This window comes from Chloracidobacterium sp. (assembly GCA_016716305.1).
Lineage (GTDB): Bacteria > Acidobacteriota > Blastocatellia > Pyrinomonadales > Pyrinomonadaceae > OLB17.
On sequence record JADJWP010000002.1, the window covers coordinates 1,251,668 to 1,267,868 of the forward strand.

Consider the following 16,201-nt stretch of genomic DNA (forward strand, 5'->3'; position numbering starts at 1 on the left):
GACGATGGATGGCCGGGCGGGCTTGCCTTTCGACGTGAAAAATTGTTTAATTTTAGTTTGCCTTTTCAGGCACAGGTCGCGCCGTTGATGGCGAACGACCGCACCACGGCCGAAAGGAGGTGAGACGATAAATGGCATATATTTCAGTAAACAACAACGAATCGATCGAGAGCGCACTTCGAAGGTTCAAGCGAAAGGTTATCAGCGAAGAGATCATCAAAGATCTCAAAAAGCACGCTCACTTCATCCCGCCGGGACAGAAAGCAAAGCTGAAATCGGTAAATGCTCGCAAACGTAACCGTCGCCGGTTCCGTCAGCAGCGTCCGATGAATTCATCACCGCGTCCGGGTGGTTTCGGTCAGGGACGCTAGGCGTCGAGTTTTTGTGAAACATCGTGAAAAAGTGAAAAAGGAAAGACTCATTTCCGTTTTTCACTTTTTCTCTTTTAAATAAGCGAAAGCACGTAAGATGAGCCCGCAAAGACCCCGCATTTTGATAACGAACGACGACGGCATCCATTCTGATGGGATAGCCGCCCTCGAATCGGCGCTCGGCGAGATCGGTGACATCTATGTGGTCGCCCCGGAATCTGAAATGAGCGGAGCGGCACACAGTCTGACATTGGCCCGCCCGCTGAGGATCAGACAGATCGACGAACGCCACTGGACCGTCGACGGAACGCCGACCGATTGCGTTACGCTCGCAATTAACCAGATCCTCGCGCCCGATATCCGCCCGACGATCTGTGCTTCCGGCATAAACCATGGCGCCAATCTCGGCGATGACGCAACGTATTCGGGAACGGTCGCCGGCGCTCTAGAAGCGACGATCCTCGGCGTTCCCGGCCTCGCGTTCAGTCTCGTGGCCAATCGCAGCCACGACTTTTCGGAATCGGTGAAGATCGCAAGGCAGGTCACCGAACGCGCGCTTCGCGAAGGCATCCCCGACGGCACTCTTCTGAACGTGAATATCCCGAAAGGCTCACCGAAGGGGCTGAAGGTAACGAAGCAGGGATTTAAGACCGCGCGGCCCGTGATCAGCGAGCATATCGATCCGCGGGGCAAATTGTATTATTGGATCGGCGAAGTACGCGAAGGGTTTCGTGCCGAAGGCGGAACCGATTTCGAGGCCGTCGATGAAGGATACGTTTCGATAACGCCGATGCGAAGCGACCTTACGAGCCATTCGGCGCTTGAATTGATAAGGAGCTGGGAAAACTAAAGGGCCCGAATCGAATGGACGATCTGGCGATACCGCGACACAGGATGGTCGAGCATTTGCGATCGCATTACAAGATCGCCGATGAAAGGGTCCTCGCGGCAATGGAAAGCGTTCCGCGCCACCGATTCGTTCCGGAGGCGTTGAGGACGCAAGCTTATAAGGACAACGCCCTGCCGATCGCCGGCGGACAGACGATCTCGCAGCCGTACATCGTTGCAAGGATGACCGAACTTCTTGGGCTTAAGGGAACGGAACGCGTGCTCGAGATCGGCGGAGGCTCGGGCTATCAGACAGCGGTCCTCTCGGCACTCGCAAAACGCGTCTACACGATAGAGCGCCTAAGCGTACTGGCGGCTGAATTGAAGAAGAAGGTCGTCGAGTTCGGCCTCAGGAACGTATCGGTAAGGTGTGACGACGGCACAGCCGGCTGGAAGGTCTACGCACCATTCGACGCGATCCTGGTTGCTGCCGGCGGGCCCGAGATCCCGGAACCGCTCCTTGAACAATTGGAGATCGGCGGCAGGCTGGTAATTCCGGTCGGCGAGACGCAAAAGTCGCAAATGCTGATACGCGTGACACGTACGGCGAATGGATACGAAAAGGAAAACTGCGGGCCTTGCGCGTTTGTTCCGCTGATAGGTCAGCACGGGTGGGAGAGAAGTTTTGGTCGCGACTGAGCGGCCGGATAAGAAGAGGAGTAATTCTATTTTGAAGAAACTTTTTGATTACTTGCGGCGATTGAAGGCATGGGTCGAGGGGTATGCCGAAAAACCGCACGCCGAATGGGCATTGTTTGTCATCGCTTTCGTCGAATCGTCTTTTTTTCCGATCCCGCCGGACGTTCTCCTGATCGCGATGGCCGTGATCACGCCGAAAAAGGCATTCCGTTTCGCGCTGATATGTACCGTAGGGTCGGTATTGGGTGGTATTTTTGGGTATTTCATAGGCTGGGCCTTTTTTGAGACCATCGGGCAGCCGATACTCCAGTTTTACGGTGCGATGGGTCATTACGAGACTGTTCGCGTCCTTTACAACGAACATGCGTTTTGGGCTATCCTCTCAGCCGCATTTACGCCGATCCCGTACAAAGTATTCACAATTGCAGCCGGGACCTTCGAAATCTCGTTAACGACAATGATCGCGGCTTCGATAATAGGGCGCGCCGGTCGTTTCTTCCTGGTTTCCTCGCTCTTTTATTTCTTCGGTGCTCCGATCAAGAAGTTCATCGACAAGTATTTTGAGATCCTCACGATCGTGTTCCTCGTCCTATTGGTCGGCGGATTCGTGCTGATCAGAGTTTTCTTAAGATGATCGCAGTTTGACATGCATCGGATGCTTACATAGACTTATCTATCGCGGTTCGACCGTGAAGAAAGCGGGGCGTAGCGCAGTCTGGTAGCGCGCACGGTTCGGGACCGTGAGGTCGGAGGTTCGAATCCTCTCGCCCCGACCATATATTAAAATTCGGCTTGCCATCGGTCTCTCCCGTGCAAGCCGTTTTTCATTGGCTATAGAAATTCAGCGACGCCTGGATCTTTTTGATGGCTCAAAGCAGATTCAAGTGGGTTTGACGATGATCAGACAGTGACCAATTCCCTTTCAAACCTTTCGATCAGAAGAGCGGGCGTCGATGATGCCCGTCTCCTCGCCATAATCGGGACGGTTTCTTTCTACGAAGCGTATTTCGAGCAGGACACGCCGATCGATATAGCAAATTATCTTTGCGACAATTTCAGCGTCGAGCAAATGACCGCCGAACTCAATGATCCGAACGCTGCATTCTTTATCGCACTCCAAAACGAAAAAGCCGTTGGCTACGCAAAGCTGCTTTCGAACGCGAAAGCGGAAGGCGTCAGCGGCAGCCGTCCGATCGAATTGAAGCGAATCTACCTCGTCGAACGCGTTTGGGGATCCGGGATCGGCGAAGCACTGCTTTCCCGTTGCGAAGATTTTGGCCGCTCGTCCGGGCATGACACGATCTGGCTCGGCGTTTGGCAGGAAAACCAGCGAGGTCAACGGTTCTACGCAAAGCACGGATTTTCAAAGGTCGGCACGATCACCTTCCCTTACGGCGATTCCGTCGGCATTAACGACGTGATGGAAAAGGAGCTTTAGTCGATCTGATAGGTCGCAATGCTCGTCGGCGTCTCGAAACAACGCACCTTGTAAACATTCACACGCTTGTCGCCGACCCGCGAATTCAGATATTCGACGAAGTACCGGGCAATGTTTTCGGCCGAAGGATTCAGTTCTTCGTCAAAAGGCGGAAGTTCGTTCAGATTACGATGGTCAAGGTATGCAACGATCTCATCGGCGGCCTTTTTCAGGTCGCCAAAATCGATCAGCAGGCCGATGTTGTTCAATTCGTCGCCGCGAGCGTAGATCTCGACCTTGTAGTTGTGGCCATGAAGGTTCTCGCATTTCCCTTTGTACCCGCGCAACTGATGCGCGGACGAGAAATCACGTTCGATCATTACTTCATAGAAGCCTGCCATTGGCTAAATGATAACACCCTCACCACTACCCTCAAAAAGCCGCCTTGCATCTGAAAGTTCGCTCGTGATGCGCATTCGCGGCAGGCTTTGGAGGAAGTCGCGTCCGTAGCCCTTTGTCCGAAGCCTCGGGTCGAGGATCGCGATGACGCCGCGGTCGGTCCGGCTGCGAATCAACCGGCCGATCCCCTGCTTGAGCGAGATGACGGCTTGCGGAACGCTGTATTCGAAGAACGCACGTCCGCCATTATCCTCGATGAATCGAGAGCGTGCCGCCACGATCGGATCGGTCGGAACAGCGAACGGCAATTTGTCGATGATCACACACGAAAGCTGTTCGCCCTGAACATCGACACCCTGCCAGAAACCAGCGGTCGCAAAGAGCACGGCATTCGGCGTTTCACGAAACCGGTCGAGCAGGCCCGCACGCGACATCGATCCTTGTACAAGGCACGGAAAATTAACGCGTGAAGAGACCAATTCGAAAAGTGCGTTCATTGACTGGTTGCTGGTGCAGAGCACGAACGCATGACCTTGTGTCACCTCGAGGATCTTTATGATCTCGCCCGCGGCCATTTGCGTAAATTCCGGCGACCTAGGATCGGGCATCGCCTTTGGCAAATAGAGGATCGCCTGCTTTTCATAATCGAACGAGGTCGGCGCGACCATTCCTGTCGTCTTTGAGGAATCAAGCCCGAGCCTTTCGCGGATGAAGTTGAAACTCCCATTGCTTGAGAGCGTGGCCGAAGTGAGGATGCAGGTATCGACCTTTTCGAAAAGCTTCTCGCGGAGCAGTTCGGAAACGTCCACCGGCGAAGCCCGCAGGAAGATGCCCTTGCCGCGCCGCTCGAGCCAATAGACGTAATTTCGTTCGGACTGCGACACAACGAATTCGAGGTCAAAACGTGCCTGTCGGGCGCGGCGCAAAAGGCTTTCTGCCTCGGGCAGCGTTTCGGCAAAGGCATCGAGCGCAGTTTCGAGGTCTTTGACCGCCGTATCGAGCGCAAAATGAGCCTCGCCAAGCGGCGTCGGTTTAGATTCGCCGCTTGATGTCCGATGGGTGAATACATCGGGAAGCAGCGGATAGCGGCCGTCGGTTCGGGCCTGCGTAAATCTTATCCAAAATTGATCGGCCAGCCCGATGATGCGTGCTGAAAGGCGTGTCAATTCCCGCGTCGAGACCGCATCCGTTATCGGAAGTCCATCGATGTCGCGAACGAGTTCGTCGATCTGAAAATTCGAGACCTGAAATCCGAAATAGTCCGACGCAATATCCTCGATCAAATGCGCCTCATCGAAGATCACCGCAGAATAATCAGGTATCACTCGCCCAAACTGATTGCCCCGTACGTTCAGGTCGGCAAAAAAAAGGTGATGGTTGACGACGATCAGATCGGCGGCGTCTGCGCGGCTTCGCATCCGGGTTATGAAGCAAGGCTCGAACTCGGGGCATTTTTGGCCTATACAGATATCGGCACGTGCGTTTATGCGGTTCCAAAATGAGAGCTCCTCGGGCAGATCTACGAGTTCACGCCGGTCGCCCGTCGCGGTCTCATTGACCCAGCGGCTGATCGCGCGAAAGTGATCCATCTGTTCGAGCCCGTCGAGTACGGGCTGATTCTCGGCTTTCTTGATACGGTATAGGCAGGCGTAGTTCGAACGGCCCTTCATGTATGCCGCAGTGAATTTGTTAGGCAAGATCTTTTGCAGGAACGGGATGTCCTTTTCCATCAGCTGTTCCTGCAGATTTTTGGTGCCGGTCGAGATTATTATTCGTTTCTTGTCACGAATGATCGCAGCGATGGCAGGTATCAGGTAGGCGAGCGTTTTACCGGTCCCTGTGCCGGCTTCGACCATAAGGTGCTTTTTGTCGGTGAAGGCGGTCGCGATAGCGGCAGCCATTTTCACCTGGCCCTCGCGGTACTCGTATTTGTCGTGAAAACGCGAGACGAGGCCGTCCGTGCCAAAAACCTTTTCGATCAGATCGTCTTCCATTTGCCGATGAATTACATTGACACCTAAGTTGGCGGAGTGTCAAAATCAGAGTTTACGGCTTGCTTTGAAATTATCCCAGGGCCGATGGCTTCTCGTCATTCCCTCACGTAAACAAGGACCAGTATCGGTAGCGCATCCGATCAGCCGAAAAGTTTTGCCGCCGACCGTGCGCCGCCAGCCGCGAGCGTGGCAAAGATCGACCACTAAAGTAAGAAACACAACCTATTTGTTCTTTTTCTATTCTTCGGAGGAATTTTCTTGATGAACCGATCTCTGCTCAGCGAAAATCGTCTCAGCATCGTATTAACACTTTTCACGCTTGCGATCGTCACGGCGCTTCTCGTCGCGCCGGGCCAACTCGCGTCCGAAACAAAAGGCACGAGCGGCCGGGGCTTGATCGAAAGGACAGAGAGCCATGACCCGGCGATCCCTAATTACGATATCCGGTCGGACAAATCGGCGTTCGAAAAACTCGCAGGCTTTCGCGCAACAGCCGGCCGAGACGCATCGGCGGTCGCCGACCTCCGGGTCGGGTTCGTCAGCGGCGAGGAGAAGCTGAGACGAACGGTTCCGACGCTGAAACTCGAATACAACTCGGACATCATGACGCCTGAGGTGATCGCCCCCGACCCGCTTCGCGGAAAGGCCTCGATCACAAGCCTGGACGGCCGGACACGGGTCGAGACGCTGCGGGAATTCGTCAAGGAAAACCCCGATCTTTTCGGCACGAACGATAACCAGGCAAACATGTTGAAGACCGCTGCCGACTACACGAACCCGGATGGCAATCTTTCGTACGTCCATCTTGAGCAAGAGATCAACGGTATTCCGGTCTTTCGCGGCGAGGTCAAAGCCGGGTTTGCGAAGAACGGTGAGATGTTCAGGGTGATCAATAACCTTGCGCCGGGCTTGGACCACGGCTCGCTTTCGAGCGATTTCCGCGACCCGGCCGACGCGGTCCGTTTCGCCGCACAATATATCAACGTTGATGTTTCGAAGCTCGATATGGCTCGCGACGCATCGGCGTCAGATGAGAATAAGGTGGTCTTCGGACGCGGCGATTGGGCAACGACGGCAGAGCGGATGTACTTTCCGACCGAGCCGGGCGTGGCTGTTCCGTCTTGGCGCGTCCTGATCTGGCAGCCGGTGAACGCCTATTACATCATTGTCGATGCCGAAACCGGTACGATGCTCTGGCGTAAGAACATAACCGAGGATCAGACGCAGGCAGCGACCTATCAGGTTTATACGAACCCGAACGCGATGGTCAACTCGGCAGATTCACCCGCTCCGTTGACACCGGGGCCGATCGATCCGAACCTCGGAACGCAGGGTCCGCTGCTGTCGCGTACGAACGTAACAAGGGTCGGGAACGAAGCTCCATATACCTTCAACAACAACGGCTGGATAACAGACGGTACAAATCTGACCGACGGCAACTCGAACGAGGCAGGCATCGACCGCGATGGGGTCAACGGTGTCGATGCCGCGCAGACCGGTTCGCCGAACCGCGTTTTCGATTCGGCGTGGAACCCGCCGCCCGGAAGCCCAACACCCGGCGACACACCGTTGACGCCTGCCGCACAGCGTGGTGCCGTAATACAGATGTTCTATGCGATGAACCTTTATCACGACGAACTCTATCGCCTCGGGTTTACCGAACAGGCAAGAAACTTTCAGCAAGACAATTTTGGACGCGGAGCATTGGGGAATGACCGCGTATCATCGGAAGGCCAGGATTCGTCAGGAACAAACAACGCGAACTTTTCGACTCCGGCCGACGGCGGACGTGGTCGGATGCAGATGTACATCTTCACGGGCCCTGAACCCGACCGCGACGGAACAACTGATATCGATATCGTTTATCACGAAGCGACACACGGAACGTCGAACCGTCTGCACGGGAACGGCAGCGGGCTTTCGCTGAACATGTCGCGCGGCATGGGCGAAGGATGGAGCGATTTCTATGCCCATGCAATGCTTTCGGAACCAGGCGATCCGATAAACGGCGTCTATACGACCGGCGGTTATGTGCTCGTCACGCCGTCGTACTTTGGCAATTTCTATTACGGCATCCGCCGCTTCCCAAAAGCGGTAATGGCGTTCACCGGCGGCCCGAACAATCGGCCGCATAACCCGCTGACGTTCGCCGACATCGACGGTTCGCAGATCAATCTGAACGACGGAGCCTTTGCGCCAAGAGGCGGCGGAGCGGCGGACCAGGTGCACAATGCCGGTGAGGTCTGGAGCAGTGCTCTTTGGGAAGTTCGTGCAAAATTCGTTACGCGGCTCGGTTGGGAGGTCGGCAATCGCCGATGGCTGCAGTTCGTGACCGACGGAATGAAGCTTGCTCCGCTTGGCCCTACGTTTTTGACCGAACGCGACGCGATCCTTGCGGCAGCTCAGGCTAGCGGGACGGGCGCTGACGTTACGGATATCTGGGCGGGATTTGCGATCCGCGGGATGGGATTCTCGGCTTCGATTCAAAACACAGGCTCGGACTCAGGGAACGCCCGTGTTACCGAGGCATTTGACCTGCCAAATCTCGTTCAGGTCCCGACCTTCTCTTTTTCTGACTCTACCGGCAACGGCAACGGTTATCCCGAGCCCGGCGAGGTTCTTGCGTTGACGATACCGTTAACCAACACGACCGGCGGCCCGGCGACGAATGTGACGCTTCAGGTAGTAGGCGGCGGCTCGGCAAGTTACGGAACGATCAACCACCTTGCGAGTTCGTCGCAGGTCATCAATTACAACGTGCCGGCCGGAACGCCCTGTGGATCGGTCATAGATCTGACGTTCAACGTGAACAGCAGCCTTGGGGCGACCAGCTTCACCCGGACATTGCTCATCGGCCAGCCCAATGTGACATTCACCGAGAATTTTGACGGTGTGGCTGCTCCCGGATTCCCGGCCGGTTGGACCGCGGAAGCCGTCAGCGGCGGCATCAACTTTGTGAATTCGACGACGACACCCGATACGGCTCCGAACGCGGCTTTCGCGCTCGATCCGCTGACGGTCGGCGGCGGTACCAATCTGACCTCGCCGCTTATTCCGATATCGTCGCCTGCCGCGACCGTCTCGTTCCGCAACAACTTCAACACCGAAGCGGGTTGGGATGGCGGCGTTCTCGAGATCAGCATCGGCGGAGGCGCTTATCAGGACATCGTTGCCGCGGGCGGAGCGTTCACGCAGAACGGTTACAACAGCACGCTGGGCTCGAATGGAACGAACAATCCGCTTAATGGACGAGCTGCATGGAGCGGGACTTCGGGCGGATATGTCACTACCGTCGCTCGGATGCCGGCAGCGGCAAATGCCCAAAGCGTAAGGCTCAGATGGCGATTTGGTGCCGACGACAACACAGCCGCCGTAGGTTGGTTCGTCGACTCGGTCTCGGTCGTCGGCAGCTATTCGTGCACGATCATCGACAATCTCAGGTCGCCGTTCGATTTCGACGGCGATGGCAAGACCGATGTTTCGATATTCAGGCCGACGGTCGGCGAATGGTGGATAAACCGCAGTTCGGGCGGCGTTTCTGCAGCCCAGTTCGGAACAACGACCGATGTCATCGCGCCGGGCGATTTCACCGGCGACGGTAAAGCGGACCTCGCATTCTTCAGGCCCTCGACAAGCGAGTGGTTCATCGCGAGAAGCGAGGATGGGACGTTTTACTCGTTCCCCTTCGGAGCGGCGACCGACAAGATCGTGCCTGCCGATTACGACGGCGACGGAAGGACCGATGTCGCGGTCTTCAGGCCGTCAAACAACACGTGGTACATCCAGCGGTCGTCAGACCTCGGCGTTTCGATCGTAACCTTCGGAGCGGCGGGCGACATGCCGACACCGGCTGATTACGATGGTGACGGCGAAGCCGACATCGCGATCTTTAGGCCGGCAGCAGGCGAATGGTGGATCGCTCAGAGCGGCAGCGGCGTCACGGCATTCCAATTCGGATCTGCCGCCGACAAGCCGGTTCCCGGCGATTTTACCGGCGACGGTAAAGCGGACGCTGCTTTTTGGCGGCCGTCGACAGGCGAATGGTACATTTTGAGAAGCAACAATTTCAGTTTCTACTCATTCCCTTACGGAACGAACGGTGACGTGCCAACGGCCGGGGATTATGACGGCGACGGGAAGATCGATGCCGCCGTTTTCAGATCGTCGAACACCAACTGGTATATCCTCGGTTCGACCGCGGGCAGCCAGGTGATCACGTTCGGCGCGGCGGGTGACAAACCGGTTCCGAACGCCTTTGTGCCCTGACGTCAGACCGATCTGATCGGAGCACGGTTTCGGCCGTGCTCCGGAAAGGTTCAGCACCGGCCCAGACCCTGGCCGGTGTTTTTTTTGTGATCCGATTCAGCAGAACTCACAAATTTTGTGTAATTTCCGGCGATCTGCCGAAAATCGGGGTGATCTTCTTCCCTTTGCCGGGATCGATACTAGCGGTTTTTCCATTGACGAAAAATCGGAATTCTGTTACAAAGTATTCAACTCTATATTCGTTCTTTATTTTTTCCGTCATACAGCGTCGGCAAAACGGCGACAGTGTTTATATCGAATCGCCCCTCACAGTTGCGTCATCGATCTTGAAAGCGGCGAATTTTTAACTTTCATACCCCGTAATATTGGACTTATTTTCCGATTTGTCACTTGCTTGAGCTGCATTATTGCGGCTAGTTCTTTTCTCTTTTCAAAGCTTTAGGAGGGCTTTTAAATGCAACACAGTACGCGAACAGAGACTCGTGGAAGTCTGCTGTTAAGTCTATTCGTACTGGCGCTGGTCACGACATTTTTCGTGTTGCCGACACAGCTTCAGTGGGAAGTCAATAGCCAAGGCCGGGGTATTATTCAGAAGACCACGAGCCATGAAGAAGGTATCGAAAATTACGATATTCGCAATCAAAAAGGCGAAGAGATCGATAATCTTTTTCAGAAGATGCGCAATACGGTCGGGAAGGATGCCGCCGCAATTGCTGACATTCGGCAGAAATTCGTGACGGGCGAAGAATCCCTGAGAACTCGCGTCCCGTCTCTGAAGATCGAATACAACACCGACATCAACATCCCGGAAGTGATCACTCCTGATGTTTACCGACACGAGATCGAAAGGCTTTCAGGCCCGACGACGGTAAAACGTTCGGAAGCCCTTCGGAACTTTGCAAAACAGAACAACCAATTGATCGGAATGGAGATCGATCAGCTCGACCAGCTCAAGGTCATCGCTGACTACGTGAACCCCCGTGGCAACATGGCGTTCGCTCACCTCGAGCAGCAGATCAATGGTGTGCCGGTTTTCCGCGGCGAGATCAAGGCTGGCTTTACGACCTCGGGCGAGATCATCCGTGTGATCAATAACCTCGCACCCGGCCTCGACTACAACAGCCTGTCGACCGACTTCCGCGACCCTGCCGACGCAGTTCGCGCAGCCGCCCGTTACATAAACAGCGATGCATCGAAGCTCGATATGTCGCGTGACGATTCGGCCTCGACCGAAAATCGCGTGGTCTTCGGACGCGGCGATTCGGCTACTACGGCAGAAAGAATGTACTTCCCGCTCGAACCGGGCGTTGCCGTTCCGGCATGGCGAGTACTTATCTGGCAGCCGGTAAACGCGTATTACATCATCGTCGATGCCGATACAGGTGCGATGCTTTGGCGAAAGAACACGACCGAAGATCAGACCACAGCGGCGACGTACAACGTTTACAACAATGCGAATGCCTACATGAAGGCAGCTGATTCGCCGGCTCCGCTCTCACCCGGACCGGTCGATCCGACGACGGGACAGCAGGGTGCCATCATTTCCCGGTCGAACATTACGTTGATCGGCAATGAAGCACCGAACACGTTCAACAACAACGGCTGGATCACCGACGGAGCCAATATCACCGACGGTAACGCCGTTGAAGCCGGTTTGGACCGCGTCGCCCCGGACGGCGTCGACGCACCAATGCCCGGCGACACAGCTTGCCCCGGCGCAGGCTGCCGTGTTTTCTCATCCCCGACATGGAATCCTCCTCCGGGAAGCCCGACGCCCGGTGACGATCCGCTTACGGCCCAAGCCCAGCGCGGTGCGGTCATTCAGATGTTTTACGTGATGAACCGATATCACGACATCATGTACCAGCTTGGCTGGACCGAACAGGCGTTCAACTTCCAGACCGATAACTTCGGCCGCGGCGGTACGGGCAACGACCGGCTGAGAGCCGAAGGCCAGGACTCGAGCGGAACGAACAATGCGAACATGTCGACCCAGGCCGATGGAACCAGGCCGAGGATGCAGATGTTCCTCTGGACGGGTCCTACACCCGACTATGACGGTACAGTCGATTCCGAAGTGCTGATCCACGAGGTCACACACGGCCTTTCGAACCGTCTGCACGGCAACGCCAGCGGTCTTTCGACCAATATGGCTCGCGGTATGGGTGAAGGATGGTCTGATTGGTACGCGTACACGCTGCTTGCCGAACCGACCGATCCGATCGACGGTATTTACACAACCGGCGGCTACGCTACCTTGCTGGTCGCATCCGGATTCACCGGCAACTACTATTACGGCATCCGCCGCTTTCCGCGGGCGCCGATCACCTTCCTCGGACCGAACGGAAAGCCCCACAACCCGTTTACGTTCCGTTACATAAACTCGGATTGCAATACGCTTATCGGTACTACGACCTCGAATCCGCCGCCTAACAGCGCGTTTCCGAGAGGCCCGATCGGCGTTACTACCTGCGACCAGGTCCACAATATTGGTGAGATCTGGAGCTCGATGCTTTGGGAAGTTCGTAACCGCATGGTCACACGTCTCGGCTTCAACGCCGGAACAACGCGTGCACTTCAGGTGGTCACGGACGGAATGAAGCTTGCACCGATCGGCCCGACGATCCTCCAGGAACGCGATGCTATCATCGCTGCTGCTTCGGCATTGCCGGCGGCACCTGAAGCGGCGGCTGACGTATTGGACGTCCGTGAAGGATTCCGCGTTCGCGGTGCGGGCTTTAGCGCCGCCATCTCGAGTGCCGGAACCGGCGCGAATAACACCGTCGTAACGGAAGCTTTTGACGTTCCGAACGCGATCTTCACCAATCCGATCAGCGTCAGCGATTCCAGCGGCGACAACGACGGGTTCCCGGAACCTGGCGAAAGCGTCCTGGTAAGTATTCCGGTGACGAATAATTCGGGTGGCGGAACGATCAACAACGTGAACATTAGTGTCACAGGCGGCGGCACTGTCAATTATGGCAACATCGCTAATGGTGCGACAGTTACGCAGCAGGTTCCGTATACGGTTCCCGGCGGCGCAGCTTGCGGAAGCCTGCACCAGATCACGATCACGGGAACGTCCGCACTCGGTGCGATGAACCCGCAGAACTTCTCGTTCCGTCTCGGCGCACCAGTCGGCGGGGCTCCGGTTGCGTTCACAAATTCGACCCTGATCAATTTGCCGAACGGACAGCCGACGACCACCTCTGGACCGGCATCGCCTTACCCGTCAACGATCAATGCGACGGGCCTGACGGGACAGAAGAACATCCGACTGACGCTCAACGGCTTCAGGCACGAATGGTATAACGACATGGACTTCCTCCTGGTCGGCCCGGGCGGTCAGAAGTTCATCTTTATGTCAGACAACGGCAACAATGCGACCGAGGCTCTTCCGCCGATCACATTCTCGATCACGGACACGGCTGCAGCATTGCTTCCTGGCACGAACGCAGGCGTCATTGCTGACGGCGGCGAATATAGGCCGTCAAATGTCGCGACGCCAGATCCGTTTGTTGCACCTGCACCCGCAGCTCCGTACGAGAGTGCGGCTCCGGTCGGTACGGCGACCTTTGCCTCCGTTTTTGGAACTGACGGCACTGCAATGAACGGCACATGGTCGCTTTACGCCGTTGACGATGCCGGATCGGATCCGGGCACGATCAATGGTGGATGGACGCTCACGTTCGAAGCCAACGACTATGCCTGCTCGGTTACCCCACAAACGGGCAACGGGCGTGCTGACTTTGACGGCGACGGAAGGACCGATGTATCGGTTTACCGCGGCAGTCAAGGCACATGGTACCTGAACCAGAGCACAGCCGGATTCGGAGCAATTGGTTGGGGCATCGCAACCGACGTTCCGGTTCCTGCTGACTACGATAACGACGGCAAGACCGATACGGCGATCTTCAGGGCCGCAGCAGATCCGGCATTCCCGGACTTCTACGTCCTGAACAGCAACGGCTTTACCGTTTCGGGCGTCTCTTGGGGAATCCCGGGCGACGTACCGACCGTGTCCGATTACGATGGCGACGGAAAGGCAGACTTTGCCATTTATCGCCAGTCAGACGGAACGTGGTATATCCTGCTCAGCAGCAACGGCGGAAACGCCATCGTCAATAACCCCGGAACGACACCCGTACCGGCGGATTACGACGGTGACGGCAATTCCGACGGTGTGATATTCACGAACGGAAACTGGGTCGGAACGGCATCGGGCGGCGGATCGATAAACATATCGTTCGGCTCGGCCGGTGACATCCCCGTACCCGGAAACTACGACGGCGATAACAAGGTCGACCAGGCCGTGTTCCGCCCGAGCACCGGAACGTGGTATATCCTCCGCAGCAGCAATGCCCAGGTAGATATCATCACCTTCGGTACGACCGGTGACGTCCCGGCTCCGGGCGATTACGATGGCGACGGCAAGGATGACCTTGCTATCTTCCGTAACGGCACCTGGTGGATCAATGCGTCAACGGCCGGTGTATCGGTACAGAACTTCGGTTTGGCTACCGACCTTCCGATCGTTTCGGCGGCTCGTCCGTAGTCATAGGACACAGGGTCGCCTTGGCGATCTTGTGATGCAATAAGAACGGCTGCCGGCAGATGACCTCTGCCGGCAGTCTTTTTTGTTGACTTTTAACACCCCGAAGCCTACCTTTGTTTTAGGCCCATTACTCAGACTTTCGCTTCGATTCGAACGTCAAATCTCCAGACATTACTTTCAGCAAGAGGAGTCTAGTGTTGTATGAAGTTCTCTTTTCGCTCGCGTAGCGGGTTTAAGTTCATCGCCCTATCTGCGGTCGCGGCCGTCGGCATCGTCGGCTATATCGGCCTCGGCCCCGAGATCGACAAAGCGGCCGCATCGGCCTCTGGCCCGTCGCCGTCCCATACCGCCGCGCCGGGCGAGATCAGCTGCACCGCGTGTCATGCCGATTTTGAGGTAAATACCGGGACCGGCAATGTGACCATCACCGGCATTCCTGCCTATTACACGCCGAACCAGCAGGTGCCGGTGACGGTGACGGTAAATCAGGCCGATGGCGTGATATTCGGATTTCAATTGACCGCCGTCACCTCGACCGGCCAGCAGGTCGGCACGTTTACGCTGCCCTCGGGAATGCCGCCGACCATGCAGCAAAATACGGGCTTTGTGAACAACGTTGAAAGACGCTATGTCTCGCATACGATCGACGGCGTCACGCCGACGACATTCGGCACCAAATCGTGGACGTTCACCTGGACTGCTCCGTCGCAGCGCGTCGGAAAGGTGAGGTTTTACACCTCAGGTAATGCCGCGAACAGTGATGGCGGGCCCGGCGGCGACTACATCTATACCCGTAACCGAGGAACCCTTTCGGGCGAGATCATCTCCAATTTCGATACCGATAGTCTGACGGACGTAGCGGTCTTCAGGCCATCGACCAATGCATGGTATGCCCTCAACAGCACGAACGGCGGCTTTCAGGCGGTCGAGTTCGGCATCGCTGGCGATCAGATCGCACCAGCGGATTTTGACGGGGACGGCATTACCGACCGGGCTGTTTTCAGGCCCTCGACCGGTGTCTGGTTCGTGGAGAAGAGCACTGGCGGTTATCTCATCACCCAGTTCGGCGCGGCAGGCGATATTCCCGTGCCGGGCGACTACGATGGCGATCTGAAAGCCGACCTCGCGATCTTCAGGCCGTCGACGGGAGTTTGGTATATTTTCCGCAGCTCCGATTCGGCATACGACATCAGGCAGTTCGGCATCGGGACGGATAAGGTCGTTCCGGGCGATTACGATGGCGACGGCAAGTCCGACATCGCTGTCTGGCGTCCCTCGACCGGCGTTTGGTACATCTTCAGAAGCTCCGATCTCGGCTACTCGATATTCGGCTTTGGCTTGAGCGAGGACCGGCCCGTCCAGAACGACTATGACGGTGACGGCCGCCTCGATGCCGCGGTCTTTAGGCCCTCTAACGCCACCTGGTATGTGCTTGGCTCGACCGAAGGATTTTCGGCGGTCCAATTCGGTATCGGAACCGACGTAAGCGCACCGGGCGATTTCGACGGCGACGGAAAAGCGGACCGCGCGGTCTATCGCGACGGCGTTTGGTACATCTTACGCAGTTCGGACTTTGGTTATACGATCCTTGGTTTCGGACTGCCGGGCGACATCCCCATCCAAAAGGCTCAGCTTCGCAACTGACCTTTTCCTAGATACTGACCGGCCAAAC

The 16,201-nt window shown here is 56.4% G+C and carries 10 protein-coding genes and 1 tRNA gene; 9 read left to right on the forward strand and 2 right to left on the reverse strand.

What is annotated here, in order from left to right:
• The first annotated feature begins 131 nt into the window (after positions 1–131).
• The 6 genes from IPM28_07620 to IPM28_07645 all read left to right on the forward strand — a co-directional run bounded on the left by IPM28_07620 (position 132) and on the right by IPM28_07645 (position 3,336).
• Positions 132–371: a 30S ribosomal protein S21 gene (locus IPM28_07620; GenBank protein ID MBK9172862.1), complete on the forward strand. Its 240-nt coding sequence runs from the start codon at positions 132–134 to the stop codon at positions 369–371.
• A gap of 97 nt (positions 372–468) precedes the next feature.
• Positions 469–1,221 (forward strand): 5'/3'-nucleotidase SurE, encoded by a 753-nt coding sequence (gene surE / locus IPM28_07625; GenBank protein MBK9172863.1) that lies wholly within the window; start codon positions 469–471, stop codon positions 1,219–1,221.
• A gap of 44 nt (positions 1,222–1,265) precedes the next feature.
• On the forward strand, positions 1,266–1,898 hold the full coding sequence (locus IPM28_07630) for a protein-L-isoaspartate(D-aspartate) O-methyltransferase (GenBank protein ID MBK9172864.1): 633 nt from the start codon (positions 1,266–1,268) through the stop codon (positions 1,896–1,898).
• Between the two features lie 52 nt (positions 1,899–1,950).
• Positions 1,951–2,532 (forward strand): DedA family protein, encoded by a 582-nt coding sequence (locus IPM28_07635; protein MBK9172865.1) that lies wholly within the window; start codon positions 1,951–1,953, stop codon positions 2,530–2,532.
• A 65-nt stretch (positions 2,533–2,597) separates the two neighbouring features.
• Positions 2,598–2,674 (forward strand) — tRNA-Pro (locus tag IPM28_07640).
• Positions 2,675–2,805: 131 nt separating this feature from the next.
• Positions 2,806–3,336: a GNAT family N-acetyltransferase gene (locus IPM28_07645; protein ID MBK9172866.1), complete on the forward strand. Its 531-nt coding sequence runs from the start codon at positions 2,806–2,808 to the stop codon at positions 3,334–3,336.
• Here IPM28_07645 and queD read toward each other — a convergent pair.
• Both queD and IPM28_07655 read right to left on the reverse strand, forming a co-directional pair.
• Positions 3,333–3,716: a 6-carboxytetrahydropterin synthase QueD gene (queD, locus tag IPM28_07650; GenBank protein ID MBK9172867.1), complete on the reverse strand. Its 384-nt coding sequence runs from the start codon at positions 3,714–3,716 to the stop codon at positions 3,333–3,335. The two genes, IPM28_07645 and queD, sit on opposite strands and share 4 nt — an antisense overlap.
• Positions 3,717–3,719: 3 nt before the next feature.
• Complete coding sequence (locus IPM28_07655) at positions 3,720–5,708, reverse strand: ATP-dependent DNA helicase (protein MBK9172868.1); 1,989 nt, start codon at positions 5,706–5,708, stop codon at positions 3,720–3,722.
• A gap of 261 nt (positions 5,709–5,969) precedes the next feature.
• Between IPM28_07655 and IPM28_07660 the strand changes: the two genes are divergently transcribed.
• The 3 genes from IPM28_07660 to IPM28_07670 all read left to right on the forward strand — a co-directional run bounded on the left by IPM28_07660 (position 5,970) and on the right by IPM28_07670 (position 16,173).
• Entirely contained in the window at positions 5,970–9,974 is a 4,005-nt protein-coding gene (locus IPM28_07660) for a M36 family metallopeptidase (protein MBK9172869.1), read from the forward strand.
• Positions 9,975–10,428: 454 nt separating this feature from the next.
• Entirely contained in the window at positions 10,429–14,529 is a 4,101-nt protein-coding gene (locus IPM28_07665; GenBank protein MBK9172870.1) for a M36 family metallopeptidase, read from the forward strand.
• Between the two features lie 201 nt (positions 14,530–14,730).
• Positions 14,731–16,173 carry a VCBS repeat-containing protein gene (locus IPM28_07670; protein ID MBK9172871.1) on the forward strand — a complete coding sequence of 481 codons (1,443 nt, stop codon included), beginning with the start codon at positions 14,731–14,733 and terminating at the stop codon, positions 16,171–16,173.
• Positions 16,174–16,201: the final 28 nt, after the last annotated feature.

Excerpts from the sequence above, each read along its gene's own strand:
- IPM28_07620 (MBK9172862.1), top strand. The coding sequence starts at position 132 with ATGGCATATATTTCAGTAAACAACAACGAATCGATCGAGAGCGCACTT.
- IPM28_07670 (MBK9172871.1), top strand. The coding sequence starts at position 14,731 with ATGAAGTTCTCTTTTCGCTCGCGTAGCGGGTTTAAGTTCATCGCCCTA.
- IPM28_07655 (MBK9172868.1), bottom strand. The coding sequence starts at position 5,708 with ATGGAAGACGATCTGATCGAAAAGGTTTTTGGCACGGACGGCCTCGTC.
- surE (MBK9172863.1), top strand. The coding sequence starts at position 469 with ATGAGCCCGCAAAGACCCCGCATTTTGATAACGAACGACGACGGCATC.
- IPM28_07630 (MBK9172864.1), top strand. The coding sequence starts at position 1,266 with ATGGTCGAGCATTTGCGATCGCATTACAAGATCGCCGATGAAAGGGTC.
- IPM28_07660 (MBK9172869.1), top strand. The coding sequence starts at position 5,970 with ATGAACCGATCTCTGCTCAGCGAAAATCGTCTCAGCATCGTATTAACA.
- queD (MBK9172867.1), bottom strand. The coding sequence starts at position 3,716 with ATGGCAGGCTTCTATGAAGTAATGATCGAACGTGATTTCTCGTCCGCG.
- IPM28_07665 (MBK9172870.1), top strand. The coding sequence starts at position 10,429 with ATGCAACACAGTACGCGAACAGAGACTCGTGGAAGTCTGCTGTTAAGT.